Origin of the sequence: Clavibacter sp. B3I6, from assembly GCF_030816895.1 — a bacterium.
GTDB lineage: Bacteria > Actinomycetota > Actinomycetes > Actinomycetales > Microbacteriaceae > Clavibacter.
The window spans coordinates 1,681,721-1,706,369 of sequence record NZ_JAUSYL010000001.1; the positions used below are offsets into that span (position 1 = coordinate 1,681,721).

The following is a 24,649-nucleotide window of genomic DNA, read 5'->3' on the forward strand; positions in this document are numbered from 1 at the left end:
TCGGTGCCGGGCGCCGATGCGCTCGGGTGCTGCGGGCCGGACGGGGTCCGGCGGGGACGGGGAGGGTCAGCGGCGGGCGAGGCGCTCGGCCAGCTCGACGGCCCAGTAGGTGAGGATCGCGTCGGCGCCGGCCCGCTTGATGCCGAGGACGCTCTCCTCGATGGCGCGCTCGCGGTCGATCCAGCCGTTCTGCGCGGCGGCCTCGATCATCGCGTACTCGCCGGAGATCTGGTACGCCCAGACGGGCACGGCGCTCGAGGCGGCGACGTCGGCGAGGATGTCGAGGTAGCTCATGGCGGGCTTCACCATGACGACGTCGGCGCCCTCCTCGATGTCGAGCTCCACCTCGCGCATGGCCTCGCGGCGGTTGCCGTTGTCCATCTGGTACGTGCGGCGGTCGCCCACGAGCTGCGAGTCGACGGCCTCGCGGAACGGGCCGTAGAAGGCGCTCGCGTACTTGGCCGCGTAGGCGAGGAGCGCGACGTCGTGGTGCCCGGCGTCGTCGAGGGCCTCGCGCACGGCGGCGACCTGGCCGTCCATCATGCCGCTGAGGCCGAGGAGGTGGGATCCCGCCTCCGCCTGGGCGAGGCCCATGGCGCGGTAGCGGTCGAGCGTGCGGTCGTTGTCGACCACGCCGTCGGCGTCGAGCACGCCGCAGTGGCCGTGGTCGGTGAACTCGTCGAGGCAGAGGTCGGTCTGGACGACGAGCGCGTCGCCGACCTCCTCGATCGCGACGCGCGTGGCGACGTTGAGGATGCCGTCGGGATCGCTCGCGCCGGTGCCCTCGGCGTCGCGCACGGACGGCACGCCGAACAGCATGACGCCGCCGATGCCCGACTCGGCCGCCTCGACGAGCGCGCGGCGGAGGCTGTCGAGGGAGTGCTGGGAGACGCCCGGCATCGAGGTGATGGGCGACGCCTCCGCGAGGCCCTCGCGCACGAACATCGGCAGGACGAGGTCGGCCGCGTGCAGGCGCGTCTCGGCGGTGAGCCGGCGCATGGCCGGCGAGGTGCGGAGACGGCGGGGGCGGTAGTAGGGGGCGGTCATTCCGTCGTGCTCCGATCGAGGAGGTCGGCGAGGCCGGGGAGGCTCGCGGTGTCGACGCGCGGCTCCTCGCGGCGGGCGATGTCGACGAGGGACTGGATGAGGGACGCGGCCGAGCGCTCCGACGCGACCACGTCGACGCGGACGCCGGAGCGGCGCGCGTCCTTCGCGGTGCGCGGGCCGATGCACGCGATGAGCACGCCGTCGGGCACGTCGCCGAGCTGCTCGTGCACCTGCTCCGCCACGCTGCCGGACGTGACGAGGATGGCGCGGACGCGGCCCGAGGCGACGTCCTCGCGGATCCGGTCGCTGACGGGCACGCCGACCGTGCGGTAGGCGACGACCGAGCGGACGTCGTGGCCGCGCGCGATGAGCCCGTCGGTGAGCGTGGGCTTCGCGATCTCCGACCGGAGCGTGAGGACGCGACGGCGCGGGGATCCGGCGGCCATCTCGGTCCACTCCTCGAGGAGCGCGGTGGCGGAGGAGTCGATGGAGGGGACGAAATCGACCGTGTAGCCGGCGGCCACCAGCGCCGCGGCCGTGGTCTCGCCGACCGCCGCGATGCGGGTGCCCGCGGGCACGACGGCGCGGTGCGAGGACAGCACGTCGACCGTGGTGGCGCTCGTGACGGTGAGCCAGTCGAAGGACCCGGCGGCGAGGTCGGCGAGGGCCGACTCGAGCGCCTGCGCGTCCTGCGTGGCGGCGAAGTTGATCATGGGCGCGACGACGGGCGTGGCGCCGTGCGCGCGGAGGTCGTAGGCGACGCCGTCGCCCCAGGGGCCGCCGCGCGGCACGAGGACGCGCCAGCCCTTCAGGGGCTTCTGGTCTGTCGAGGTCATCGGGTCCCTCCCAGCGGCGCGAGGTCGGCCGCTCCGGCGTCGAGGAGCTCGCGGGACACCGGTCCCGCGAGCGTGGAGGCGCGTGCGCCCAGCTGCTCGAGGTCGAGCCCCGAGGTGTCGAGCTCGTGGCTCGCCGCCATGCGCTGGGATCCGTCGGGCCGGTAGACCACGGCGGTGAGGGCGAGGCGCGCGCTCGTGACGGTCGCCCACGCGCCGATGGGCGCGGCGCAGCCGGCCTCGAGGGCGGCGAGCACGCCGCGCTCGGCGAGGACCGCGGCGTGCGTGAACGGGTCGTCGACGGCCTCGACCGCGCGGCCGACGACCGAGTGCGTCTCGGCGTCCTCGGTGCGGATCTCGAGCGCGAGCGCGCCCTGGCCGGGCGCGGTGGGCCAGCGGTCGAGCTCGAGGTGCTCGGTCGCGGCGTCGATGCGGCCGATGCGCTCGAGGCCCGCGGCCGCGAGGACCACGGCGTCGAGGTCGCCCGCGCTCACGCGCGAGAGCCGGGTGTCGATGTTGCCGCGGATGTCGACCACGTCGAGGTCGGGCCGCTCGGCGAGGATCTGCGCGCGGCGGCGCGGGGATCCGGTGCCGACGCGAGCACCGCGCGGCAGGGTCGCCAGCGTGAGGCCGTCGCGCGCGCACAGCACGTCGCGGGGATCCTCGCGCGCGGGCACGGACGCGACCGTGAGACCCGCGTAGGGCGTCGTCGGCAGGTCCTTGAGCGAGTGGACCACGAGGTCGCACTCGCCGCGCAGGAGCGCCTCGCGCAGCGCGCTCGCGAACACGCCGGTGCCGCCGAGGGTCGCCAGGGACTCGCGCGACGTGTCGCCGTGCGTGGTCACGGGCACGAGCTCGACCTCGAGTCCCGACGCGCCGGTGATCTCCTCGGCGATCGCGCGCGTCTGGGCCAGGGCGAGCGCGCTCCCCCGGGTCCCGATGCGGAGCGTGGTCGTCGGAGCCGGCGTCGTGGGACCGTCCGTCACGGTGCCAGCCCGGAGACGGCGGGCTTGAAGCCGAGCCGCACGTTCTCGCAGCAGCCGGGACGGCAGACGTCGTACCAGGGCCCGAGGTCGGTGACGTGGGGGCGGTCGGCGGCCTTCACGCCGTCGCGGCGCTCCAGCACGAGGTCGATGAGGCCGTCGACGTACGCGGCGTGCACGCCCGGCGTGGGGACGCGCACCGAGTACAGGCCGTTCTCGGCGGCGGACTCGGTGGCCTCGTTGTCGAGGTCCCACTTGACCTCCATGTGGTCGCTCACGAAGCCGAGCGGCACGATCACGACGGCGCGGCGGCCCTGCGCGGGCAGCTCGCCGATGGCGTCGTTCACGTCGGGCTCGAGCCACGGCATGGAGGGCGGGCCGGAGCGCGACTGGTAGACGAGCTGCCAGGGCACGTCCTGCTCGATGCCGAGCTCCTTGCGGACCTCGTGCATCACGACCTCGGCGACCGCGAGGTGCTGCGCCGCGTAGGCGCCGTCCTCGTCGAAGCCGCGCTCGGCGGGGCCGGACTTGGCGGCGTCCGAGGAGGGGATCGAGTGCGTGGAGAAGAGGATCTCGACGTCGGTCGCGAGGTCGACGGGCGCGCCCTCGGCCTCGAAGTGCGCCACGACGTCGCGGATGCCGTCGCGCGTGCCCTCGATGAACGGCGTGACGAAGCCCGGGTGGTCGAAGAACTGGCGCACCTTGTCGATGCGGACGACGCCCTGCAGGCTCGTGTCCTCGAGCGCGTCCGCGAAGTCCTCGCGGTACTGGCGGCAGGAGGAGTACGAGCTGTACGCGCTCGTGGCGACGGCGATGAGCTGGCGGTAGCCCTTCTCCTCGGCCTCGCGCAGCGCGTCGTTGAGGTACGGGCCCCAGTTGCGGTTGCCCCACAGCACGGGCAGGTCGATCCCGCGCTCGGCGAGGCGCGCCTCGAGGGCGGCCTTCAGCTCGCGGTTCTGCTCGTTGATGGGGCTGATGCCGCCGAACGCGCGGTAGTGGTGGGCGACCTCCTCGAGGCGCTCCTCGGGGATGCCGCGGCCCTGCGTGACGTTGCGGAGGAACGGGATGACGTCGTCCTGGCCCTCGGGACCGCCGAACGAGGCCAGCAGGATGGCGTCGTAGGCGACGGGCTCCTCGACGTGCGCGGGGCCCATCTTCGCGGCCTCGCTCGCGGCGGAGACGAGGGCGCCGGGTGCGCGCGGGGCGTCGGTGGCGGGGGCGGGCTTGCGACCCAGGTTCACAGCGGCCATTACTGGAGGACCTCCACGAGCTCGGCGGTGGTGATGCGGCGTCCCGTGTAGAACGGGACCTCCTCGCGCACGTGACGGCGCGCGTCGGTGTTGCGCAGGTCGCGCATCATGTCGACCAGGTCGACGAGCTCGTTCGACTCGAGCGGGAGGATCCACTCGTAGTCGCCGAGGCCGAATGACGAGACCGTGTTGGCGATGACGCTCCGGAAGGCCGCGCCCTGGCGGCCGTGCTGGGCGAGCATGCGCCCGCGCTCCTCGGGCGGCAGCAGGTACCACTCGTAGGAGCGGACGAAGGGGTAGACGCAGAGCCAGTCGCGCGGCTCCTCGTCGCGGAGGAAGCCGGGCACGTGGGCGCGGTTGAACTCGGCGTCGCGGTGCACGCCCGCGGCGCTCCAGGAGGGGATGAGGGCGCGGATCAGGCGCGCACGTCGGATCTCGCGGTAGGCCCACTGCAGGGTCTCCATCTGGGGGCCGTGGATCCAGACCATGAGGTCGGCGTCGGCGCGCATGCCGGAGACGTCGTAGAAGCCGCGGACGGTGACGCCCTCCGCCTCGACGATGGAGACGATGCCGTCGAGCTCGTCGACCGCGCCGGGCACCTCGCGACCGTCGAGGTCGTCGGGGCGCTGCGGATCGCGGCGGAGGACGGCCCAGAGGGCGTAGCCGCTGGGGCCGGCCTCGGGGGTCGACGCGTCACCGGGACGCGCCTCTCCGGAGGGGTCGATCGGGGGGACCTGAGATGCCGCCGACTCGGCAGCCGGGATGCTCATGATCTCCATGGTACGTCGCGCGGACACCCGGCCCCGCATCGGCCGGACGCCCGTCAGATCATTCGCCGCCTACCGGGCGTCGCGGCCCGTCAGCGCCAGCAGCCGGACCTGCAGCGGGGCGTCCTCGCCGACGGGCACGGGCGACGCGAAGAGCCCGCTGGCCTCGAGCGTGTCCTTCTGCGGCGCGAACACCGTCCACGTGGCGCGCACGAGCTCGTCGTCGATGCGCTCGTCGGCGCCGGTCGCGCGGGCGAGGTCCCAGCCGTGGATCACGACGTCGGACAGCTGCTCGCGGAGGTACTCGCGGGCCGGCACGCGGTCGGTCGAGAGCACGACGGGGCGCTCCGGGTCGACGGCCCGCCACGCCTCGAGCGCCTCGCGGGAGTAGCGGCCCCACTCGGCGACCAGGTCGTCGTCGAGGTCGCGGATGAGCGGCTTCCCGGTCTCGGCGGTGTGGCCGGCGAGGAGGAGCGGCACCCACTGCTGCTCCTCGATGACGTGCGACACCAGCTCGCGGACGTCCCACTCCACGTCGGGCGTCGGGGCCGTCCAGTCGGTGACCGCGCCCAGCCGGTCGGCGAAGCCGCTGTGCGCGCGGCGGAGGAGGTCGTGCCAGTCGAGGTCGGTGTCCATGGTCGCGCTCCCGTCGGTGGTGTCCCGGGGGAACGTCCGCGGTGGGCGCGCGCATTCCCGGGAGGCCCGAGCGCGGCCCCGGCCGCCGGGCCCGGATCAGGCCGGGGGCTGCCGGGCGGCGGAGAACTGGTGGCGGGGCGCGCGGAGGGCGCGGAACGGATCCGTGCCCGCGAGCCCCTGCAGCCCGGGCGCGAGCACCCCGAGGATCCCGACCACCGCCACGAGCACGACGACGAGGCGGGGCCAGCCGGACGCGACCGTGTGCACCACGGCCATGGGCTCCAGCAGGTTCACGCCGATGAGGAACACGGTCGCCGAGACGGCGAGCGACATGGCCGCGCCGTCCGCGATGCCCACCACGGCGAGGATCACGAGCACCCACAGGCCGTACCAGGGGTAGACGACGGGCGACATGGCGACGATGCACGCGAACGCCAGCGCGAGGCGGGCCTCGCCCGAGAGCGTGCGCGTCGTGAGGATGCACCAGGCGGCGCCCGCGAAGCCGAGCAGGATGCCGGCGGTCTTGATCCCGCCCTCGACGGCACCGCCCGGGCCGCCGAGCGCGTCGACCAGCGGGCCGAACGCACCCGCGGCGAGGCCGAACGGCATGAACCACGAGACGACGGAGACGGGGCTCGACAGCGCGCCGATCCAGCCGAGGCCGACGCCCAGCACCTCTCCCCCGAGCGCGAGGAGCCCCATCGCCGCGATGCCGGACGCGGTCCACGCCGCCCAGACGCGGGGGTCGCGCGTGGGCGGGCGCAGGCCGGGGACGGCGCCCACGGAGCCGTCGACGGCCACGCCCGCGGGCGCGAGGTCGTCGCCGCGGCGGGCGCGCATCTCCGCGTGCACGATGGCGACGATCGGCAGGGCGACGAGCGCGATGGGCTTGACCGCGACGGCGGCGGTGACGAGGACCACGGCCAGCACCGGACGGGAGTCGATGGCGGCGAGGAGGCCCGCGACCAGCAGCCCCATCATCAGGGCGTCGTTGTGGGCGGCGACCACGAAGTTGAAGATCACGAGGGGGCTCGCGGCGAGGAACCACACGGTCCGCACGGGGTCGATGCGACGGCGGCGGGCGACGCGGAGGCCGCACGCGACCATCAGCACGACGCCGACGACCGCGACCGCGCGCGCCGCGAGCACCGCCGCCTCGAGCCCGAGCGCCGTGTCGATCCCGCCGATGCCGCGCTCGATCGCGAGGTGCAGCGGGCCGTAGGGGGCGGGGTTGTGCGCCCAGAGCGGGTCGACGCCCGTGCTCCGCCAGTCGGACAGCACGGCGGGCCCGTGCTCGTAGGGCGAGAGGCCGGCCCCGAGCACGCGGCCCTGGGCGATGTACGAGTAGACGTCGCGGCTGAACAGCGGCACGCTCACGAGGAGCGGGGCGGTCCAGAGGGCCGCGAGCCGCAGGGTGGCGCGCAGCCCCGACGCGCCGAGGCGCGGGAGCAGGGCGCCGAGGAGGAGCCAGGCCGCGGTGAGCATCAGTCCGCCCACCACGACGGCGACGGATGCGGTGCCCGTGGCGACGGGCGACACGCGGAGGGAGCCGACGAGCGGCAGCCGCGCCAGCTCGGACTCGGCCGGCGCGTGGCCGACCACGACCGAGGCGACGAGCAGCAGGAGCGATCCGCCGAGCCCGACGAGCGCCGGGAGCACCAGCGGGTGCCGCCCGAGGTCGCCGGGGTCCCGCCCCACCCGACGTCGCGGGAGGGCGGGCTCCCCCGCGGTCATGACGAGCGCTCCCGACGGGAGGTCAGCGACGCGCGGCGCGGGCCACGGCCCAGACCACGCCGCCGACCACGACGACGGCGCCCACGCCGACGGCCACGAGGAGCAGCGGGTCCTCGTCGGCCGTGCGGCGGATGCGGCGACGCAGGTCGGCGATGCCGTCCTTCGCCCGGCGGCGGACGTCCAGCTTCGCCTCGAGGGCATCGAGCGTGGCGGAGATCTCCTCGCGCGTGTGCTGGATGTCGAGCTTCAGCTCGGTGCGGGACCGGGGTCCCGTGGGGCGGGGGCGGTCAGTGGTCATACTTGCCGGTCCCCTTCACCGCGTCGACGTCCTCCTTGATGCTGTCCACGGTGTCCTCGGGCGTCGGCGGGACGCCCTTCTTGAACCAGCGGAGGCCGAGCAGGGCCAGCACCACCGTGATGAGGAGGAACACGCCCGCGACGATGAGCGCGGCGAGCCACGGCGCGAACGCCTCGGACAGGCCGAGGATCGCGGCGGCGACGAGCACCAGGAACGCGATGAACGCGAAGAACAGCGCCACGACGAACAGCGCCGAGCCGATCCCCGCGTGCTTGGCCTTGGAGACGAGCTCGTTCTTGGCCGACTCGATCTCGTCCTTGATCAGCTGGACGATGAGCGTCGGCAGGTCGGCGACGAGCCGGACGAGCGAGCGCTTGCTCTTCGGATTGAAGTCCTGATCCGTCATGCGGGTTTCCCTCCTGGGGATGGGCGGGCGGGTCAGCGGGAGGTGCCGGAGCCGTTCGGCTCGGGCGATGCGGGGTCCATGGTCGGGTACGTGCTGGTCGACGCGCTCGAGGGGGCGGAGCCGCTCGAGGAGTCCTTCTTGCCGCCGGTGACGGTGCCGACGACCTTCTTGGCGCCGCCGACGACCGCGTGCGCGACGTCGGGGGTGTGGTCCTTCACGAAGCCGGCCGCGTTGTCGACCTGGCGCTGTACCTTCGGGTCGTCCCAGACCTTCTTGGCGTTCGTGCGGATCTGCTCGTAGCGCTTGCGTCCCGCGCGGGCACCGAGGACGTAGCCGACACCGGCTCCGGCGACGAAGAGAAGCTTGCCTTTCATGGGAGATCTCCGATCGTTGAGGGGGCACGTGCTGCACACGTCCGTCCAGCGTATCCCTCCGGCAGGTCGCCGTGGTCGGGGGCGGCGGGGCGGACAGTGCCCGGCCAGGGGGCGGTATCGGCCCGCATCAGGAGGCGAGCACGCGGCCGGCGGCGGCCAGCGCGTCGGCCACGACGGAGGCGAGCCCGGTGCCCGCGACGGCGGATCCGGTGATCTCGAGCCCGGGGTGCTCGGCGGCCTCGTCGCGCACCGCCTGCACGCGCTCGCGGTGCCCCGAGGCCGCGAACGGGAGGGCGTTGGTCCAGCGCACGCGGGCGGATCCGGTGACGCGGCCCGCGAGGTCGACGCCCAGGAGCGCGGACGCGTCGCGGACGGCGACGGCCGTGAGCTCGTCGTCCGGCACGCCCGCCGTGTCGTCGTCGCCGCCCGCGCGCCCGTAGGAGAGGCGGAGCACGTGGCGGTCGCCCGCGAGGTCCTTCAGCCACGGCCACTTGGCGGTGGCGTGCGTGAGGGCCTTGGCGCGGATCCCCGGGGCGTCGGCCGCGACGAGCACGCCCGTGCCGCGCGGAGCCGCGTCGAGCTCGGGCGCGCGGACGACCAGCGTGACCAGCTCCACGGACGACGGCGCGGGCCAGCCCTCCGTGACCCGGCTCGGGGCGAGGCCGGTGAAGAGGCGGAGGAGGCCGCCGGCGGGGATCGCGAGGACGACGCGCCGGGCGTCGATGCCGCGGCCGTCGGCGAGGTCGACGTGCCAGTCGTCGGAGGCGGCGGCGCCCGCGTGCGAGCGGTGCCGGTGCACGGACGCGACGGCGAGCGAGGTCCGGACGTCCACGCCGAGCCGCTCCAGGTCGGCGACGAGCGCGTCGACCAGGAGGTGGACGCCGCCGACGATGCCGCTCACGGCGGATCCGGCGGGAGAGGCGGCGCGCATCGACGCGACGGCGCGGCCGAGGGAGCCGTGCTCCGCGAGGCCCTGGCGGAGGCCGGGCGCGACCGCGTCGGCGTCGACCTCGTCGGGGTGCGCGCTGTGCACGCCGGAGACGATGGGGGCGACGAGCCGGTCGACGACGCGGTCGCCCATGCGGGCGCGCACCAGGCTGCCCAGCGTGCGCTCCCGGGCGCCCACCGCGGCCGGGAGCAGGAGGTCGGCCTTGGCGCGGGCGACCCCGGCGCGGCCGATGGCGGTGGCGATGGTGGGGTCGAACGGGTGCGCGGGGATCCCGAGCAGGCCCGTGCGCGGCAGCTGGATGGCGCGCTCGGCGAGCTGCACCCACGCGCCCTCGGGGTTCGGCTGCACGATGCGGTCCGCGAGGCCCAGCTCCGCGAGGTAGGCAGCGACCGTGCCGCGGCGCGTGGCGAAGCTCTCGGCCCCGCTGTCGAGGCGGAGGCCGTCGACCACGTGGGATCCGACGGTGCCGCCGAGCGCGGCCGACGCCTCCACGAGGATCACGCGCTCGCCGGCCAGCGCGCAGGCGCGGGCCGCGATGAGCCCGCCCACGCCGCCGCCGACGACCACGACGTCGGTCGGGTCGACCTCGCCGGCCGCCTGTCGGGGATCGCTACTCACGGACGAGGTCCACGATGCGGGTGAGCACGGTCGGGTCCGTCTCCGGCGGCACGCCGTGGCCGAGGTTGAGGACGTGCGCGGGTGCCGCCTTCCCGCGCTCGAGGACGTCGCGGACGTGCGCCTCGAGGATCGGCCAGGGGGCCGCGAGCAGGGCCGGGTCGACGTTGCCCTGCACGGGCACCGACCCGCCGAGGCGGCGCGACGCCTCGTCGAGGGGGATCCGCCAGTCGACGCCCACCGTGTCGACGCCCACGTCGCGCATGGCGCCGAGGAGCTCGCCGGTCCCGACGCCGAAGTGCACGAGCGGGACGGTGCGGCCGTCGGCCGCGGTGACGGTGCGCACGTGGTCGAGCGCCAGCGCGGACGCCGGGGCGACGCGCTCGGTGTAGTCGGCGAGCGAGAGGCCGCCGGCCCACGAGTCGAAGAGCTGGGCCGCGGAGGCGCCCGCCATGACCTGCGCGTGCAGGAAGACGCCGGTGATCTCGGCGCACCAGCGCATGAGGGCGTCCCAGGCGTCCGGATCCGCGTGCATGAGGCCGCGGGCCGCGATGTGGTCCTTGCTCGGACCGCCCTCCACGAGGTACGCGGCGAGCGTGAACGGGGCGCCGGCGAAGCCGATGAGCGGGGTGTCGCCGAGCTCGGCGACGGTGCGCGCGACGGCCTGGCGGATGGGCTCCAGCGCGGCGGGGTCGAGCGACGGCAGCGCGGCGACGTCGGCCGCCGTGCGCACGGGCTGCTCCAGCACCGGACCGCGGCCCGCGACGATGTCGACGCCGACGCCCGCGAGCTTCAGGGGGATGACGATGTCGCTGAAGAAGATGCCCGCGTCCACGTGGTGGCGGCGCACGGGCTGCAGCGTGATCTCGCTGGCCATCTCCGGGTCGAGGCACGCGTCGAGCATGCGGGTGCCGACGCGCAGCTCGCGGTACTCCGGCAGCGACCGGCCGGCCTGGCGCATGAACCACACGGGCGCGCGCTCGCCGCGGTGGCCGCGGTACGCCTCGACGAGGAGCGAGGACGCGGTGCGGGTGTTGAGCGGGTGCTCCGCGGGGAGGGGGACGGCGGCGGACGCGGGCGCGGAGGCGGAGGTGGGCGTGATCACGGGGAAGATCATCGCATCCCGCGCCTGCGCACCCGCCCCGACGGGGGAGGCGCGGGCGGCCCCGACGGACGTAGTCAGGGTGCCCTCACCGGCCCCGAGCACGGGGTGGGGAGGTTTACCATGGGGTGTGCTCATATGTCTGACGGCGAGTCATCACAACGCCAGCTTCGAGGTCCTCGAGAAGCTGTCCGTGGCCGCACCCTCCGTCGCCGGCACGCTCATGGAGCAGAACGACTTCATCGCGGGGGCCGTCGTCCTCGCCACCTGCAACCGCTTCGAGGCGTACCTCGACGTGGAGGAGCCCCTCACCGCGGCCCGCGCGCTCGCCGTCGAGGCCACGGTCGACGTGGTGAGCGGTGCGAGCGGCATCGACCGCGACGCCGTCCGCGGCAGCGTCGACGTCAAGTGCGGCGACGCGGTCGCCGAGCACCTCTTCGCCGTCTCCTCCGGGCTCGAGTCCGTCGTCGTCGGCGAGGGCGAGATCGCCGGCCAGGTGCGCCGGGCCCTGGAGGGTGCGCGCACGGGCGGCACCACCAGCACGGGCCTCGAGCGCCTCTTCCAGACCGCGTCGAACACGTCCCGCGGCGTCAAGACCCGCACGGGCCTGCAGAGCGCCGGACGGTCCATGGTCCGTCTCGCGCTCGACCTCGCCGAGAGCCGCATCGCGGACTGGGCCGCCACGCGCGTCCTCCTCGTCGGCACGGGCGCCTACGCGGGCGCGAGCCTCGCCGCCCTCCGCGACCGCGGCGTCGTCGACGTGCACGTCTACTCCCCCTCGGGCCGCGCCGCGAAGTTCGCCGGCCCGCACGGGATCCCCGCGGTCGAGGGCCGCGACCTCCTGCGCGCGCTCGCCGCGTCCGACGTGGTCGTCACCTGCAGCACCGCCCCCGCGGCCGTCCTCGCCGCGCACCACATGCAGGGCGCGGCCGCGGTCTCCGGGGACGGGCGGCGCCGGCTCGTCATCGACCTCGGCCTCCCCCGCAACGTGGATCCCGACGTCGTCACCGTGCCGGGCGTCGAGCTCCTCGACCTCGAGACCATCAGCCTGCACGCCCCACTCCGCGACCTGACCGCCACCGAGGACGCGCGCGAGATCGTCAGCACCGCCGCCGCCGAGTTCCGCGCCGCCAGCGCCGAGGACGCCGTCGCCCCCGCGGTCGTCGCGCTGCGCACCCACATCTTCGACGTCCTCGAGGGCGAGCTGGAGCGGGTCCGGGCGCGCGGGGACTCCTCCGAGGCCACCGAGAAGGCGCTCCGCCACCTCGTGAGCGTCCTCGTGCACCAGCCCTCCGTCCGCGCCCGCGAGCTCGCCCGCCAGGGCGAGGGCGCCCGCGTGGTCGACGCCGTGCAGGCGCTCTTCGGCCTCGACGTGGAGCTGCCCGCCGCGGTCTCCTCCCCCGTCGTCGTCGCCCTGCCGCGCACGGCCGAGGCGGGCTCGGCGTCGTGAGGCCCCGCATCCTCCGCGGCCCGCGCCTCGACGCGCCGCTCAGGATGACCGAGCCGGTGCGCACCGAGCGCCTGGTGATCCGCCCCTACACGGCCGACGACCTCGACGACTACGCCGACATCCAGCGCCGCCCCGAGGTGGTCGAGTACATGTTCTGGCCGCTCCGCGACCGCGAGGCGTCCAAGCGCCACCTGGCCGCCCGCCGCCGGCAGACCCGCCTCGAGCAGAGCCACGACTTCCTCGGGCTCGCCGTCGAGCTGCCGGACGAGCCGAGCCTCAACCCGCGCCCCGGATCCGGCCGCGTCGTCGGCGACGTCTCCCTCCTCCTGCGGAACGCGCCCTCGCGCCAGCTCGAGGTCGGCTGGGTCATGAACCCGGACTTCGCGGGCCGGGGCTACGCCACCGAGGCCAGCCGCGCCATGCTCGACATCGCCTTCCGGCGCGCGGGCGCGCACCGCGTCCTGGCGCAGCTCGATGCCCGCAACGCCTCGTCCGCGCGCATGGCCGAGCGCCTCGGCATGCGCCGCGAGGGGCTCTTCCGCGAGGAGCACCTCGTGAAGGGCGAGTGGGTCGACAGCCTCTACTACGCCGTGCTGGCCGACGAGTGGGCGGCGATGCCGCCCACGACGACCTGACCCGGGGATCGCCATGGACGGCGACCTGCCCGCGCTCGACCCGGTCGAGGTGCGAGGTCCCGTGCGCACCGCGCGGCTGGTGCTGCGCCCCTTCACGCCCGACGACGTGGTCGCCCTCGACGCCTACGCGGCGGCTCCCGGCGCGCGGCCGCACCTCGCCGGATCCGCGTCCGACCCCGCCCACATGCTGGCCGACCGCCTCGGCTGGACCCGGCTGGCCGCGGTCGGCGACCGGCTCGCGCTCGCCGTCGAGCTGCCGGCGCAGGGCCCCCGGCCGGCGCGCGTCGTCGGCGAGGTGCACCTGCTGCTCCGCGACCCCGGCGCCCGGCAGGCGGAGCTCGGCGTCGTCCTGCACCCGGACGCGCGCGGCGCGGGCCTCGGGGCGGAGGCGGCCGACCGGATCCTCGCGCTCGCCTTCGACGAGGCGGGCGTGCACCGCGTCGCGTGCCGGATCGACGCCGCGGACGCGCCCGCGCTCGCCTTCGCCGCGCGCCTCGGCATGCGGCGCGAGGGGCTCCTCGTCCACGACCGGTGGGTGCGCGGCGCATGGGCCGATACCGTGGTCGTGGCGCTGCTCGACGTGGAGTGGGCGGCTCGCACGAGCCTCGACGGACTGTAGGAGGACCGCGTGACATCGACCCCCGACCCCGCCGGACGACCGGTCGTCCCCGTCCTCGACGATGACGACGACGACGACCTCGACGAGCGGGACGAGGCGGATCGCGGCCTCGCCGCCGCCCCTCGCCGCACCGCCGACGAGCGGCCCCTCCGCGTGGCCGCGCTCGCCCTCGTTCGCGACCGGCGCGTGCTGATGGTGCGCGTCGAGGGGCAGGACGTCCTCTACCTGCCCGGCGGGAAGATCGAGCCGGGCGAGGGCGCGCGGCAGGCCCTCGTGCGGGAGGCGTCGGAGGAGGTCGGGCTCGACATCGACCCGGCCAGCATCGAGGACCTCTTCACCGTCCTCGAGGACGCGCACGGCGCGCACGCGGGGCGCCTCGTGAGCATGACGGTCTACCGCGCGGAGCCGCGCGCGGGCACCCGGCAGGAGCCCATGGCGTCGGGCGAGGTCGCCGAGGTGGAGCTCGTGGGATCCGCGGACGCGGACCGCTGCCCGCCCGCCGGCCGGGCGGCGCTGGAGCGCCTCGTGGCGCTCCGGCTCATCGACTGACGGCGTCGTCCCCGGGGGCGGCGGCGTCCGCGGCGTCCGCCTCGGCGAGGGCCGGGGATCCGGCCGCGAGCTCGGCCGCGCGGGTCGCGCGCACCTTCCGCCGCTGGTCGACGAAGGCGCCGACCGCCGCCAGGGTCGCGATGCCGCCCGCCACGAGCGTGCCGGTCACCTCGCCCACCCCGTCGACCCGCACGGCGGCCACGAGGATCGCGACGGTGATCGCGGCCATGACGACGGCGACCGCGAGGATGAGCCAGGACAGGAGGCCCTTCGCGCGGGCGTCGGGGGTGCGGGTGGCCATGCGCCCATCCTCCCACGCACCGCGCGGCGGCCCGCGGACGGCCCGAGCCCGTGCGTCCGGTGGGAGCGGGGTGACGCCGGGCGCGAGCGGGCGTACCGTCGAAGATGTCCCATCCACCGAACGAAGGAGTGATGCATGAGTGCAGACGACAAGGCCCAGAACACCGGCGAGAAGCTCGCGGGGAAGGCCGAGGAGGCCTTCGGGAAGCTGACGGGCGACGACAGCAAGGTCGCCCACGGCGAAGCGAAGCAGTCCGGGGCAAGCGCCAAGCAGGCCGGCGAGAACGTGAAGGACGTCTTCAAGAAGTAGGACTTCCGGAGGGACGTCCCTCCTGAGAGGCGAGGGGCCGGGTGCGGAGCATCCGGCCCCTCGTCATGTCCGGGGGCGGTGCGACGCGGGTCAGGCGCCCGGATCCGCGTCGGCCCGCGCCCGCAGCGCACGCCGGTCGGGCTTGCCGGACGGCAGCGTCGGCATGACCGCGATGCCGCGCACGGCCGCGGATCCGGCGACCCGGCCGAGGCGCGCCGCGAGCTCCTGCCGCACGCGCTCCCCCAGCGCCGGGTCGACGGATCCGGGCGCGAACACGACCGGCCGCTGCCCCCAGCCCGCGTTCTCGCCCGGCACGACGACGGCCTCGCCGAGGGCGCCGTGCCAGGCGGCGAGGGAGCGCACGGCCTCCTCGACGGCGGCCAGCCGGAGCTTCTCCCCGCCCGAGATGACCACGTCGTCGAGCCGCCCGGTGACGCGCAGCACGCCGTCGGCCAGCTCGCCGCCGTCCCCGGTGCGGTACCAGCGGCGCCCGTCGTGCTCGCCGAACACGGCGTCGGTCGCGGCGGGATCGCCGAGGTAGCCCTCCGCGAGCATGGGCCCGGCCAGCTCGACCTGGCCCTCGACGACCGCGACCTCGGCCGTCGACACGGGCACGCCGTCGTAGACGCAGCCGCCCGCGGTCTCGCTGGATCCGTAGGTGCGCACCACGCGCCACCCCAGCGCGGCCGCGCGGCCGACCAGGTGCGGCGGGGTCGCCTGGCCGCCGACGAGGATCGCGTCGAGCCGCCGTACGGCGTCGCGGACGCGGCGCGCATCGGCGTCACCGGCCGTCGTCCCGTCGAGGCCGCCGACGCCCTCGGCCGCCTCGACCAGCCGGTGCAGCTGCGTCGGCACCAGCGACGTGTACGACGCCACGCGCGCGTCGAGCGTCGCCGCGAGCTCCGCGAAGGCGCGCGGGTCGAAGCTGCCGGGCGCGAGGACCGCCGGCGCCGTGCCCGCCGCGATGGACCGCACCAGCACCTGCAGGCCGGCGATGTAGTGGGTCGGCAGCGCTAGCATCCACTGCCCCGGCGCCCCGAGCGCCGTCTGCGACGCGGCGGCGCTCGCCAGCAGCGCGTCCGCCGACAGGGCCACGCGCTTGGGCCGCCGGGTCGTGCCGGACGTCTCCACGACCAGGGCGACCCGGCGCTCCACCTCGGCCGGCGGCGGCGGGCCGTCGCCATGGGGCGCGTCGACCGGCCGGGCGAGCAGCGCCGGGCCGTCGCCCGCGAGCGCGGCGCGGAGGAGCGGCACGACGTCGGCGCCGCTCGCGGTCAGCCGCTCGAGCCTCCTCACGCGCGGACGGCCCGGATCAGAACTGCCATGGGAACGGCGACCAGTCGGGCGCGCGCTTCTCGAGGAAGGAGTCGCGCCCCTCGACGGCCTCGTCCGTCCCGTAGGCGAGGCGCGTGGCCTCGCCCGCGAAGATCTGCTGGCCGACCATGCCGTCGTCCACCGCGTTGAAGGCGTACTTGAGCATGCGGATCGCCGTGGGCGACTTCCCGAGGATCGTCTCGGCCCAGTCGAGCGCGGTGGACTCGAGCTCCGCGTGCGGCACGACCCGGTTCACGGCGCCCATCTCGTACATGCGCTGCGCGCTGTGCTCCTCGGCGAGGAAGAACACCTCGCGCGCGGCCTTCTGCCCCACCTGGCGGGCGAAGTACGCGGATCCGTACCCGCCGTCGAACGACCCGACGTCGGCGTCCGTCTGCTTGAAGCGGCCGTGCTCGGCCGACGCGATCGTGAGGTCGCACACCACGTGCAGCGAGTGCCCGCCGCCCGCGGCCCAGCCGGGGACGACCGCGATGACGACCTTCGGCATGAAGCGGATGAGGCGCTGGACCTCGAGGATGTGCAGGCGGCCCGCGCGCGCCGGGTCGACGCCCTCCGCGGTCTCGCCCTCGCCGTACTTGTAGCCGTCGCGCCCGCGGATCCGCTGGTCGCCGCCGCTGCAGAACGCCCAGCCGCCGTCCTTCGGGCTCGGGCCGTTGCCCGTGAGCAGCACGACGCCGATGCGCGGGTCCTGGCGGGCGTCGTCGAGCGCCTGGTACAGCTCGTCGACGGTGCGGGGCCGGAAGGCGTTGCGCACCTCGGGCCGGTCGAACGCGATGCGGGCGACGCGTCCCGCGAGGTCGTGGTGGTACGTGATGTCGGTGAAGCCCTCCGCGAGGGGCACGTCGCGCCAGCGGGTGGGATCGTGGATGTCGGAGACCTGCTTCACCATGCGCCCAGCCTAGGCGGCGGGTGGAGGGCCGGCCGCGGGGCGGTCCGCCGCCGCGGGTGCGAGGCTGGAGCCATGATCCCCGCCCTGGACGACCTCCTCGCCACCGCCCGCGTCGTCGCCCTCCCGCTCCGCACGCGCTTCCGCGGCCTCGACGTGCGCGAGGCCGTCCTCCTCGAGGGGCCGCTCGGCTGGACGGAGTTCTCGCCGTTCGTCGAGTACGACGACGCCGAATCGGCCGCGTGGCTCGAGGCCGCGATCGACTTCGGCTGGACGCCGCCGCCCGCGCCGCTGCGCGACCACGTGCTCGTGAACGCGACCATCCCCGCCGTCGAGCCCGCGCGGGTCGCGGAGATCCTGGCGCGCTTCCCCGGCTGCCGCACCGCCAAGGTCAAGGTCGCCGAGCGCGGCACGGTGCTCGCCGACGACGTGGCGCGCGTCGCCGAGGTCCGCCGGCTGCTCGGGCCCGAGGGCCGCGTGCGGATCGACGCGAACGCCGCCTGGAACGTGGACGAGGCGGAGCACGCGATCCACGCCCTCGCCGCGCACGACCTCGAGTACGTGGAGCAGCCGTGCGCGACGGTGGAGGAGCTCGCCGAGCTGCGGGAGCGGATCCGCCATCTCGGCGTGCCGATCGCCGCCGACGAGAGCGTGCGGAAGGCGGAGGACCCGCTGCGGGTCGCGCGTGCCGGCGCCGCCGACCTGCTCGTGATCAAGGCGCAGCCGCTCCGCGGGATCCACCGCGCGCTCCGCATCACGCAGGACGCGGGCCTGCCCGTCGTCGTCTCCAGCGCCCTCGACACGAGCGTGGGGATCGCGATGGCCGCGCACCTCGCGGCCGCGATCCCGGAGCTGCCGCACGACTGCGGCCTCGGCACGGTCTCGCTCTTCGTCGAGGACGTGACGACGGAGCCGCTCGTGCCGGTCGACGGCCGGATCCCCGTGCGCCGCGTGACGCCGGATCCGCGCCTCCTGGACGCGCATGCCGTGGACGCGGATCGCCGGGCCTGGTGGCTCGACCGGATCCGCCGCACGCACGCCGTGCTCGCCCGCGGCTGGGAGCACGAGCGGCCGTGAGCGGCTACAGCCCGCTGTAGGTGTGCAGGCCCTTGAAGAACACGTTGACGACGCCGAAGTTGAACATGACGGCGGAGAACCCGATGATGGCCAGCCACGCCGAGCGCGATCCGCGCCAGCCGCGCGTGGCCCGCGCGTGGATGTACCCGGCGTACAGCACCCAGATGATGAAGGTCCAGACCTCCTTGGTGTCCCAGCCCCAGTAGCGGCCCCACGCGCGCTCGGCCCAGATGGCGCCGGCCATGAGCGTGAAGGTCCAGAAGATGAAGCCCACGATGTTGAGGCGGTACGCCATCGACTCGAGCGTGACGGAGTCGGGCAGCGTCGCGAGGAAGCGCATCCGCACGGCCTTCGCGTCGGCCGCGAGCGACTCGCGCCGGAACTGCAGCAGCTGCACGCCGGAGAGCGCGAAGGCCAGGGCGAAGAAGCCCGTGCCGAGCGCCGCGACGAAGACGTGGATGACGAGCCAGTACGACTGCAGCGACGGCGGCAGCGGAGCCACCTCGACGCGGTACTGCACCACGGCGACGCCCAGCAGGATGAGCACGAGCCCCGTGACGAACGTGCCGAGGAAGCGCAGGTCGCGGCGCGTGAGGACGATGAGGTAGACGCTCAGGATGAGCAGCGTGCCCGTCATGGCGAACTCGTACATGTTCGCCCACGGCACCCGCGACGCGGCGAGGCCGCGCAGGACGGTGGACACGGCGTGCACGGCGAACCCGAGGACGAGCAGCACCATGGCGACGTTGAGGCTGAGGGAGCGGCCGGCGGCGACGGGGGCGTCCGGCCCGGCGGCGACGCGGTCGCGGCCGGATGCGGCGGGCTCGCGCTCGATGGTGGTGGTGCCCGCGCCGCGCCGGGCGGCGGTGGCGCCGACGGCCGAGGGCTGGCGCGCGGCGGCGGTGGCGGCGTCGGCCACGAGCGCCGAGCGGCGGGCGAGGTCGAGGGCGAACGCGATGAACGCGGCCGCGTAGAGCCCCATCGCGACGAGGAGCGCGATGAGGGAGACGTCGTCGAGCATGGCCGTGTTCACGAGGGGAGCCTAACTCCTGCGTCTGACACCGGGACGGGCGCGAGACCCGCCAGGTGCGTGTCCGCCAGGGCCGCGACGGCGGCCTCCAGCGTGGGGTCCTCGCCGCGGGCCAGGCCCGCGTACTCGAGGGTGGTGGATCCGTCCGCCTGCGGCACGGCCTTGACCCAGATGCGGCGGCGCGGCACGAACAGGGACGTGAGCAGGCCGCCGAGCACCAGGATCGCGAACAGCAGGACCCAGCCCTGCGTGGGGTCGTGGTGCACGTCGAACGAGACGAAGCGCGGCACGGCGTCGAGGCTCACGGTGCCGAGCCCGTCGGGGAGGTCCGCGGTCTGGCCGGGCGCCAGCTGGATGGACGCGACGCCCGTCTTCCCGCCGGTCAGCTGCGTGAGGTCGCCCGTGGCGAGGGTGTAGACGGACGTGGGCACGCCGCCGTCGATCCCGAGGTCGCCCGTGTAGACGTTGAGCGTCAGCAGCGGGTTGTCGAGGTCGGGGTAGGAGGAGAAGAACGGCGCCTTCTCCGCGCCCTGCGTCGGGTAGAAGAAGCCCAGCATGCCGACCTGCTCGCGCAGGCCGTCCGGCACCTTGACGACGCCGAGCGAGGTGAGCTTGGTGTCCTGCGGGAGGAACGGCACGTCCGCGCTGTAGACGCTGTTCCCGTCGGGGTCGCGCACCGTCACGTGCGGTGCGTACCCGTTGCCGAGCAGGTACATGTCCGTGCCGCCGATGGCGAGGGGCTCGTTGACCTTCACCTCGCGCTCCTGGGGCGTGCCGCCCGGGACGTCGGCCGTCACGTCGGCCGTGAAGTCGAGCGGCTGCCCGATGGCGTTCGGGTTCTCCTGCTCGTACTCGACGTGCAGGGCGTCGAGCTTGACGCGGTACGGCGTGAGCGCGGAGTCGTCGAAGAACCGGCCGGGGTTGAACGAGTCGAACGTGGACAGCGTGTTCACGAAGGACTGGCCCTCGACGAGCACCTTCTGCCCGGAGTAGCCGAAGCCGCCGCCGATGCCGACCGTGACGAGGATCCCGACGAGCGCCGAGTGGAAGACGAGGTTGCCGGTCTCGCGCAGGTACCCGCGCTCGGCGGAGACGGAGAGCACGCCGCCCGCGGCCGACGCGTCGTCGACGAGGACCGTGCGGTAGCGCTGCCGCCTGAGGAGGGCGCGGGCCTGGCGGACGGCGTCGACGGGATCGGCGGTCGTCGTGCGGGTCGTGTACCCGGCGAGGCGTGAGAGCCGCGCGGGAGTCTTGGGCGGTGCCTGGCGCAGGGCGTCGAGGTGGTGCTTGGCGCGCGGCACGACGCAGCCGATGAGGCTGATGAACAGCAGCAGGTAGATGGAGGAGAACCAGACCGAGCTGTACGTGTCGAACACCTGCAGCCCGTCGAGGACGGGATAGAGGTCCGGGTTGTCGGCGCGGAACTGCGTGACGCCGTTCGGGTCCGAGCTGCGCTGCGGCACGAGCGACCCGGGGATCGCGGCGAACGCGAGCAGCAGCAGGAGGAACAGCGCCGTGCGCATGCTCGTCAGCTGCCGCCAGAACCAGCGCAGGGTCCCCACGAGGCCGAGCTTCGGCTGCGCGATGGGCGCGCCGCCCTCCGAGGTCGGCCGCGGAGCCGGCCGCGGCGCGTCGACGTGGTCAGATGGCCGGGACATACGAGGCGATCACCCCCTGGAGCTGGAGCATCCACGCCGACCAGAGGCCGGACACCATGAGCAGGCCGGTGAGGATGAGCAGGGCTCCCCCGATGAGGTTGACGGTGCGGATGTGGCGGCGGAGGAACCCGACGGTGCGCGTCATCCAGCCGAGGCCGAGGGCCACGAGGAGGAAGGGCACGCCGAGCCCCACGCAGTAGGCCGCCCCGAGGAGAACGCCGCGGCCGGCGTCCGCGGACGTGAGGCTCATGGAGATGACGACCGCGAGGGTCGGGCCGATGCACGGCGCCCAGCCGATGCCGAACACGACGCCGAGGAGCGGCGCGCCCGCGAGCCCGGTCGCCGGCCGCCACGAGCTCTTCACCTGGCGCTGCAGGAACCCGAGCCGACCCGTGAAGACGAGCCCCATGACGATGAGGACCACGCCGAGGACGCGCGTGATGACGTCCTGCCAGCGCATCAGCCAGAAGCCGGCGGTGGCGGAGACGAGCGTGGTGACGATGAAGACGGCCGAGAAGCCGAGCACGAAGAGCGCGGTGCCGAGGAGCAGGCGGCGACGCGTCGCGGATCCGCCCTTCGCCTCGGCCATGCCGCCGATGTACCCGAGGTACCCGGGCACGAGCGGCAGGACGCAGGGCGACGCGAACGAGACCAGGCCCGCGAGCAGCGCCAGCGGCACCGCGACGAGGAGCTGGCCGGAGAGGGCGCTCTGGATCGGGTCCACCTACCCCGCCGCCTCCGCGACCGTGTCGGTGACGAGGGTGCGCAGGACGCCCGGGTCGATCTGCCCGAGCACGCGGGACGCGACGCGGCCCTCGCGGTCGAGCACGATGGTGGCGGGCACGGCGTTGGGGGCGATGGTGCCGGCGAACGCGAGCTGCATGGAGGTGTCCTCGACGTCGAGGACGGAGGGGTAGGTGATGCCGTACGTGCGGGTCGAACGAGTCGACGTTCGGCGCCTGGTCGCGCGTGTTGACGCCGAGGAACCTCACGCCGTCGGGCGCGTGCTCCTCGCTCGCGGCCTGCAGGTCCTTCGCCTCGAGCCGGCAGGGCGGGCACTCGGCGTACCAGAAGTTGACGACCGTGACGGAGCCGCGGTAGTCGGCGGACGAGATCTCCGTGCCGTCGGAGAGCGTGCCCGAGAAGTCGACGGGGTCGGCGCGGTCGGCCAGCGGGACCTCGGTGAACGTGCCGTCGCCGGCGATGTAGCGCTCGTTGTTGCCGCTGCGGTACTGGGCGGCGAGCGGATCCTCCGCGCAGCCGGTCAGCACGACGGCGGCCAGGGCGGCTGCGGCGGCGACGCCGAGGAGGTGGCGCGGACGGCGGACGCCCCGCATCACACCGCCCCCTGGTCGACCGCGAGGTCGGACAGGCCGGCCGCGGCGTCGATGTAGCCGGTCTCCACGAAGCGGTCGCCCACGCGCTCGACCGTGGTGATGCTCGACAGCGCGCAGCGGCGCTTGCGCGGGTCGTGGAAGAGGCGCTCGCCCCCGAGGGAGAGGTGCACCATCCAGATGGGGAGCTGGTGGCTGACGATGACGACGTCGCCGTCCGGCACCGAGCGGTGGGCGGCCTTCACGGCCTCGGCCATGCGCGCGGCGATGGAGCGGTACGACTCGCCCCAGCTCGGCCGGATCGGGTCGACCACGAGCGGCCAGAGCCGCGGGGTCCGTGCGAGGCGCGCGGGCGAGGGGAAGCGCGACCCCTCGAAGCGGTTGGTGGGCTCGATGACCCGCTCGTCGGTCGCGACCTCGAGGGCGAAGCGCTCGGCCCACGGGGCCGCCGACTCCTGCGCGCGCTGGAGGGGCGACGCGATGACCCGGTTCACAGGAGCGCCGGACTCCTCCAGGGCTCGCGCCGCGGCGTCCGCCATGCGGTGGCCGAGCTCGGAGAGACCGAATCCCGGGATGCGTCCGTAGAGGACTCCGTGCGGGTTGTGCACCTCGCCATGGCGGACGAGATGGATTCGTGAGGCGACCACGCGTCAAGTCTAGGTGGCGGGCAGATGTACAACCGCCGAGGATCGGTCGCAACCCCCTGCGCGAATCATTAGCCCCCAATACGATTGGGCCCACCGGTGGGGACCGGTCGACTCGGACCGGCACCGACCGGATGTTACGTGTGTATACGAACGTTTGGGCCCCAAAGGAATCGCACGCTAAGTTAGGTGCGTGAGGTCGTGATCCGGCCTTCCAGCGAGAGCCCCGTGGCACACGGGACCTCGCAGAGACCCCCGTCTAACGGACAGGGGCCCGCATGACGATGCCGTCCGGGACGGCGCGGAAGGAACGGGCACCATGACGATGACACCGACCAGGCCCACGGCCACCGACACCACCAGCACCGACGCCGCCTTCGACCAGGTCGAGGCCGTCGGCCCCGTCGATCCCTACGCGGACTCCGACCTCCCCGAGCCCTCGCTCGTCACCCCCGGCGCCAGCACCGACGCCGTCAAGGACTACCTCCGCCAGATCGGCCGCGTGCCGCTGCTCACCGCGGAGCAGGAGGTGACCGTCGCCCGCCGCATCGAGGTGGGCGTCCTCGCCCAGGAGGTGCTCGACACCCGCACCGGCCTCACCTCCGCCGAGCGCCGCGAGTACCAGACGCTCGCCCAGGACGGGATGCGCGCCAAGCAGCACCTCGTGAACGCGAACCTGCGCCTCGTCGTCAGCATCGCCAAGCGCTACACGGGCCGCGGCCTGCCGTTCCTCGACCTCATCCAGGAGGGCAACATGGGCCTCGTGCGGGCGGTCGAGAAGTTCGACTACCAGGCCGGGTTCAAGTTCTCGACCTACGCGTCCTGGTGGATCAAGCAGTCCATCACCCGCGGCATGGCCGACACGAGCCGCACCATCCGCATCCCCGTGCACACGGTGGAGCACATCAACCGCATCAACGCCGTGCAGCGCGAGCTCGCGGTGGAGCTGGGCCGCGACCCCTCCATGGAGGAGATCGCCCGCGAGTCGGACACGCCCGTCACCAAGGTGCGCTACCTGCTCGACCGTGCACAGGAGCCCATGTCGCTGCAGGTCCTCGTGGGCGGCAGCGGCGGCGACGGCGACACGGAGATGGCGGACCTCATCGAGGACGCGGACGTGACGCAGCCCATCGACGTGGTGACGCAGCAGCTCATGGCCGCGCACGTCACGCGCCTCATCGACGGGCTCGCCGAGCGCGACGCCGAGGTCGTGCGCATGCGCTTCGGCCTCGCCGGCCTCGAGCCCCGCTCGCTCGCCTACGTGAGCCAGCAGCTCGGCGTGACGCGCGAGCGCGTGCGCCAGATCGAGAAGAAGTGCCTCGCGAAGCTCCGCATCCCGGAGCTGGAGACGTACATCCGCGGCTGATCCCGCGCGTCGTCGAGGGGCCGTCCGCGTTCGCGCGGGCGGCCCCTCGTCGTCGATCTCCCCGGATCGCCCCACCCGGGACCCCACCATCCTGCGGATCCGCCCGGAAGCCCTGTGCGCAAGTGATTAGTGCGCATACATTAGATGTCCACCCAGCCGCGAGCGCGCATCCACGCCGCGGACGCAGACGCGGAATCGACGACGATCCGCGGAGAAGGAGGAGCCATGGCTCTCACGCAGGCCGCACCCGGCATCACCGACGTCCCCCGCATCAGCTGGTCGCCCGTGGCCGCCGGACTCTGGGTCGCCCGACGCGGCGACGAGTTCGCCGGCATGTCCGAGGAGAGGTGGGGCGCGGGCTTCCACGTGACCGACCGCCTCGGCCGCGACGTCGGCGACTTCCCCACGCTCGCCGAGGCACGCGCCGCCCTGTCCTGACCCGCTCGCCGCGGCGCGCGATGG

27 protein-coding genes and 1 pseudogene are annotated in these 24,649 nt (G+C 74.5%); 8 read left to right on the plus strand and 20 right to left on the minus strand.

What is annotated here, in order from left to right; genetic code table 11:
• Nucleotides 1-66: 66 nt before the first annotated feature.
• The 12 genes from hemB to hemE all read right to left on the minus strand — a co-directional run bounded on the left by hemB (nucleotide 67) and on the right by hemE (nucleotide 11,009).
• A complete protein-coding gene (gene hemB, locus QFZ62_RS07910; RefSeq protein WP_307503936.1) occupies nucleotides 67-1,047 on the minus strand; it encodes a porphobilinogen synthase in 981 nt (326 codons plus the stop codon).
• Entirely contained in the window at nucleotides 1,044-1,883 is an 840-nt protein-coding gene (locus tag QFZ62_RS07915; protein ID WP_307503939.1) for a uroporphyrinogen-III synthase, read from the minus strand. Before QFZ62_RS07915 ends, hemB begins: the two co-directional genes overlap by 4 nt.
• A complete protein-coding gene (gene hemC / locus QFZ62_RS07920; protein WP_307503942.1) occupies nucleotides 1,880-2,866 on the minus strand; it encodes a hydroxymethylbilane synthase in 987 nt (328 codons plus the stop codon). Before hemC ends, QFZ62_RS07915 begins: the two co-directional genes overlap by 4 nt.
• Nucleotides 2,863-4,113: a ferrochelatase gene (locus tag QFZ62_RS07925; RefSeq protein ID WP_307503945.1), complete on the minus strand. Its 1,251-nt coding sequence runs from the start codon at nucleotides 4,111-4,113 to the stop codon at nucleotides 2,863-2,865. The genes hemC and QFZ62_RS07925 overlap by 4 nt, the downstream gene beginning before the upstream one ends.
• Nucleotides 4,113-4,883: a hydrogen peroxide-dependent heme synthase gene (gene hemQ, locus QFZ62_RS07930; RefSeq protein ID WP_307503948.1), complete on the minus strand. Its 771-nt coding sequence runs from the start codon at nucleotides 4,881-4,883 to the stop codon at nucleotides 4,113-4,115. Before hemQ ends, QFZ62_RS07925 begins: the two co-directional genes overlap by 1 nt.
• A 69-nt stretch (nucleotides 4,884-4,952) precedes the next feature.
• A complete protein-coding gene (locus QFZ62_RS07935) occupies nucleotides 4,953-5,516 on the minus strand; it encodes a TIGR03086 family metal-binding protein (RefSeq protein ID WP_307503951.1) in 564 nt (187 codons plus the stop codon).
• 96 nt (nucleotides 5,517-5,612) lie between these two features.
• Nucleotides 5,613-7,250: a polyprenol phosphomannose-dependent alpha 1,6 mannosyltransferase MptB gene (gene mptB / locus QFZ62_RS07940; protein WP_307503954.1), complete on the minus strand. Its 1,638-nt coding sequence runs from the start codon at nucleotides 7,248-7,250 to the stop codon at nucleotides 5,613-5,615.
• Nucleotides 7,251-7,272: 22 nt separating this feature from the next.
• Nucleotides 7,273-7,548: a DUF3618 domain-containing protein gene (locus QFZ62_RS07945; RefSeq protein WP_307503958.1), complete on the minus strand. Its 276-nt coding sequence runs from the start codon at nucleotides 7,546-7,548 to the stop codon at nucleotides 7,273-7,275.
• Nucleotides 7,538-7,954: a phage holin family protein gene (locus QFZ62_RS07950; RefSeq protein ID WP_307503960.1), complete on the minus strand. Its 417-nt coding sequence runs from the start codon at nucleotides 7,952-7,954 to the stop codon at nucleotides 7,538-7,540. Before QFZ62_RS07950 ends, QFZ62_RS07945 begins: the two co-directional genes overlap by 11 nt.
• Before the next feature lie 32 nt (nucleotides 7,955-7,986).
• On the minus strand, nucleotides 7,987-8,328 hold the full coding sequence (locus tag QFZ62_RS07955) for a YtxH domain-containing protein (protein ID WP_307503964.1): 342 nt from the start codon (nucleotides 8,326-8,328) through the stop codon (nucleotides 7,987-7,989).
• A 127-nt stretch (nucleotides 8,329-8,455) separates the two neighbouring features.
• Complete coding sequence (gene hemG, locus QFZ62_RS07960; protein WP_307503966.1) at nucleotides 8,456-9,895, minus strand: protoporphyrinogen oxidase; 1,440 nt, start codon at nucleotides 9,893-9,895, stop codon at nucleotides 8,456-8,458.
• Nucleotides 9,888-11,009, minus strand: a complete 1,122-nt coding sequence (gene hemE / locus QFZ62_RS07965; RefSeq protein ID WP_307503968.1) for a uroporphyrinogen decarboxylase — start codon at nucleotides 11,007-11,009, stop codon at nucleotides 9,888-9,890. Before hemE ends, hemG begins: the two co-directional genes overlap by 8 nt.
• A 115-nt stretch (nucleotides 11,010-11,124) precedes the next feature.
• Between hemE and QFZ62_RS07970 the strand changes: the two genes are divergently transcribed.
• Genes QFZ62_RS07970 through QFZ62_RS07985 form a run of 4 tightly spaced genes read left to right on the plus strand, consistent with a single transcriptional unit; the run spans nucleotide 11,125 to nucleotide 14,247 of the window.
• Complete coding sequence (locus QFZ62_RS07970; protein WP_307503971.1) at nucleotides 11,125-12,444, plus strand: glutamyl-tRNA reductase; 1,320 nt, start codon at nucleotides 11,125-11,127, stop codon at nucleotides 12,442-12,444.
• Complete coding sequence (locus tag QFZ62_RS07975; RefSeq protein ID WP_307503974.1) at nucleotides 12,441-13,079, plus strand: GNAT family N-acetyltransferase; 639 nt, start codon at nucleotides 12,441-12,443, stop codon at nucleotides 13,077-13,079. The genes QFZ62_RS07970 and QFZ62_RS07975 overlap by 4 nt, the downstream gene beginning before the upstream one ends.
• Nucleotides 13,080-13,092: 13 nt before the next feature.
• Nucleotides 13,093-13,698, plus strand: a complete 606-nt coding sequence (locus tag QFZ62_RS07980) for a GNAT family N-acetyltransferase (protein WP_307503978.1) — start codon at nucleotides 13,093-13,095, stop codon at nucleotides 13,696-13,698.
• Nucleotides 13,699-13,707: 9 nt separating this feature from the next.
• Nucleotides 13,708-14,247 (plus strand): NUDIX domain-containing protein, encoded by a 540-nt coding sequence (locus QFZ62_RS07985; RefSeq protein ID WP_307503981.1) that lies wholly within the window; start codon nucleotides 13,708-13,710, stop codon nucleotides 14,245-14,247.
• On the opposite strand, the gene QFZ62_RS07990 is transcribed toward QFZ62_RS07985, so the two are convergent.
• Nucleotides 14,237-14,548 carry a hypothetical protein gene (locus QFZ62_RS07990; protein WP_307503982.1) on the minus strand — a complete coding sequence of 104 codons (312 nt, stop codon included), beginning with the start codon at nucleotides 14,546-14,548 and terminating at the stop codon, nucleotides 14,237-14,239. The two genes, QFZ62_RS07985 and QFZ62_RS07990, sit on opposite strands and share 11 nt — an antisense overlap.
• A 135-nt stretch (nucleotides 14,549-14,683) precedes the next feature.
• Between QFZ62_RS07990 and QFZ62_RS07995 the strand changes: the two genes are divergently transcribed.
• Nucleotides 14,684-14,857 carry a CsbD family protein gene (locus tag QFZ62_RS07995; protein ID WP_307503985.1) on the plus strand — a complete coding sequence of 58 codons (174 nt, stop codon included), beginning with the start codon at nucleotides 14,684-14,686 and terminating at the stop codon, nucleotides 14,855-14,857.
• A gap of 90 nt (nucleotides 14,858-14,947) precedes the next feature.
• Here QFZ62_RS07995 and QFZ62_RS08000 read toward each other — a convergent pair whose 3' ends face one another.
• On the minus strand, nucleotides 14,948-16,153 hold the full coding sequence (locus QFZ62_RS08000; RefSeq protein ID WP_307503988.1) for an AMP-binding protein: 1,206 nt from the start codon (nucleotides 16,151-16,153) through the stop codon (nucleotides 14,948-14,950).
• Between the two features lie 16 nt (nucleotides 16,154-16,169).
• Complete coding sequence (locus tag QFZ62_RS08005) at nucleotides 16,170-17,081, minus strand: 1,4-dihydroxy-2-naphthoyl-CoA synthase (RefSeq protein ID WP_307503990.1); 912 nt, start codon at nucleotides 17,079-17,081, stop codon at nucleotides 16,170-16,172.
• Between the two features lie 72 nt (nucleotides 17,082-17,153).
• On the opposite strand from QFZ62_RS08005, the gene QFZ62_RS08010 reads away from it, so the two are divergent.
• On the plus strand, nucleotides 17,154-18,155 hold the full coding sequence (locus QFZ62_RS08010) for an o-succinylbenzoate synthase (RefSeq protein WP_307503993.1): 1,002 nt from the start codon (nucleotides 17,154-17,156) through the stop codon (nucleotides 18,153-18,155).
• Nucleotides 18,156-18,159: 4 nt separating this feature from the next.
• Here QFZ62_RS08010 and ccsB read toward each other — a convergent pair whose 3' ends face one another.
• From ccsB to QFZ62_RS08035, 5 genes and pseudogenes are all read right to left on the minus strand, one after another.
• A complete protein-coding gene (gene ccsB / locus QFZ62_RS08015; RefSeq protein ID WP_307503996.1) occupies nucleotides 18,160-19,188 on the minus strand; it encodes a c-type cytochrome biogenesis protein CcsB in 1,029 nt (342 codons plus the stop codon).
• Nucleotides 19,185-20,843 carry a cytochrome c biogenesis protein ResB gene (locus QFZ62_RS08020; protein WP_307503999.1) on the minus strand — a complete coding sequence of 553 codons (1,659 nt, stop codon included), beginning with the start codon at nucleotides 20,841-20,843 and terminating at the stop codon, nucleotides 19,185-19,187. The genes ccsB and QFZ62_RS08020 overlap by 4 nt, the downstream gene beginning before the upstream one ends.
• A complete protein-coding gene (locus QFZ62_RS08025; protein WP_307504003.1) occupies nucleotides 20,827-21,567 on the minus strand; it encodes a cytochrome c biogenesis CcdA family protein in 741 nt (246 codons plus the stop codon). Before QFZ62_RS08025 ends, QFZ62_RS08020 begins: the two co-directional genes overlap by 17 nt.
• Nucleotides 21,568-22,180: pseudogene (locus QFZ62_RS08030) on the minus strand (TlpA family protein disulfide reductase).
• Nucleotides 22,180-22,824: a histidine phosphatase family protein gene (locus tag QFZ62_RS08035; RefSeq protein WP_307504006.1), complete on the minus strand. Its 645-nt coding sequence runs from the start codon at nucleotides 22,822-22,824 to the stop codon at nucleotides 22,180-22,182. Before QFZ62_RS08035 ends, QFZ62_RS08030 begins: the two are co-directional and overlap by 1 nt.
• A gap of 316 nt (nucleotides 22,825-23,140) precedes the next feature.
• On the opposite strand from QFZ62_RS08035, the gene QFZ62_RS08040 reads away from it, so the two are divergent.
• Complete coding sequence (locus tag QFZ62_RS08040; protein WP_307504009.1) at nucleotides 23,141-24,187, plus strand: sigma-70 family RNA polymerase sigma factor; 1,047 nt, start codon at nucleotides 23,141-23,143, stop codon at nucleotides 24,185-24,187.
• 225 nt (nucleotides 24,188-24,412) lie between these two features.
• A complete protein-coding gene (locus QFZ62_RS08045) occupies nucleotides 24,413-24,625 on the plus strand; it encodes a hypothetical protein (RefSeq protein ID WP_307504011.1) in 213 nt (70 codons plus the stop codon).
• Nucleotides 24,626-24,649 lie beyond the last annotated feature (24 nt).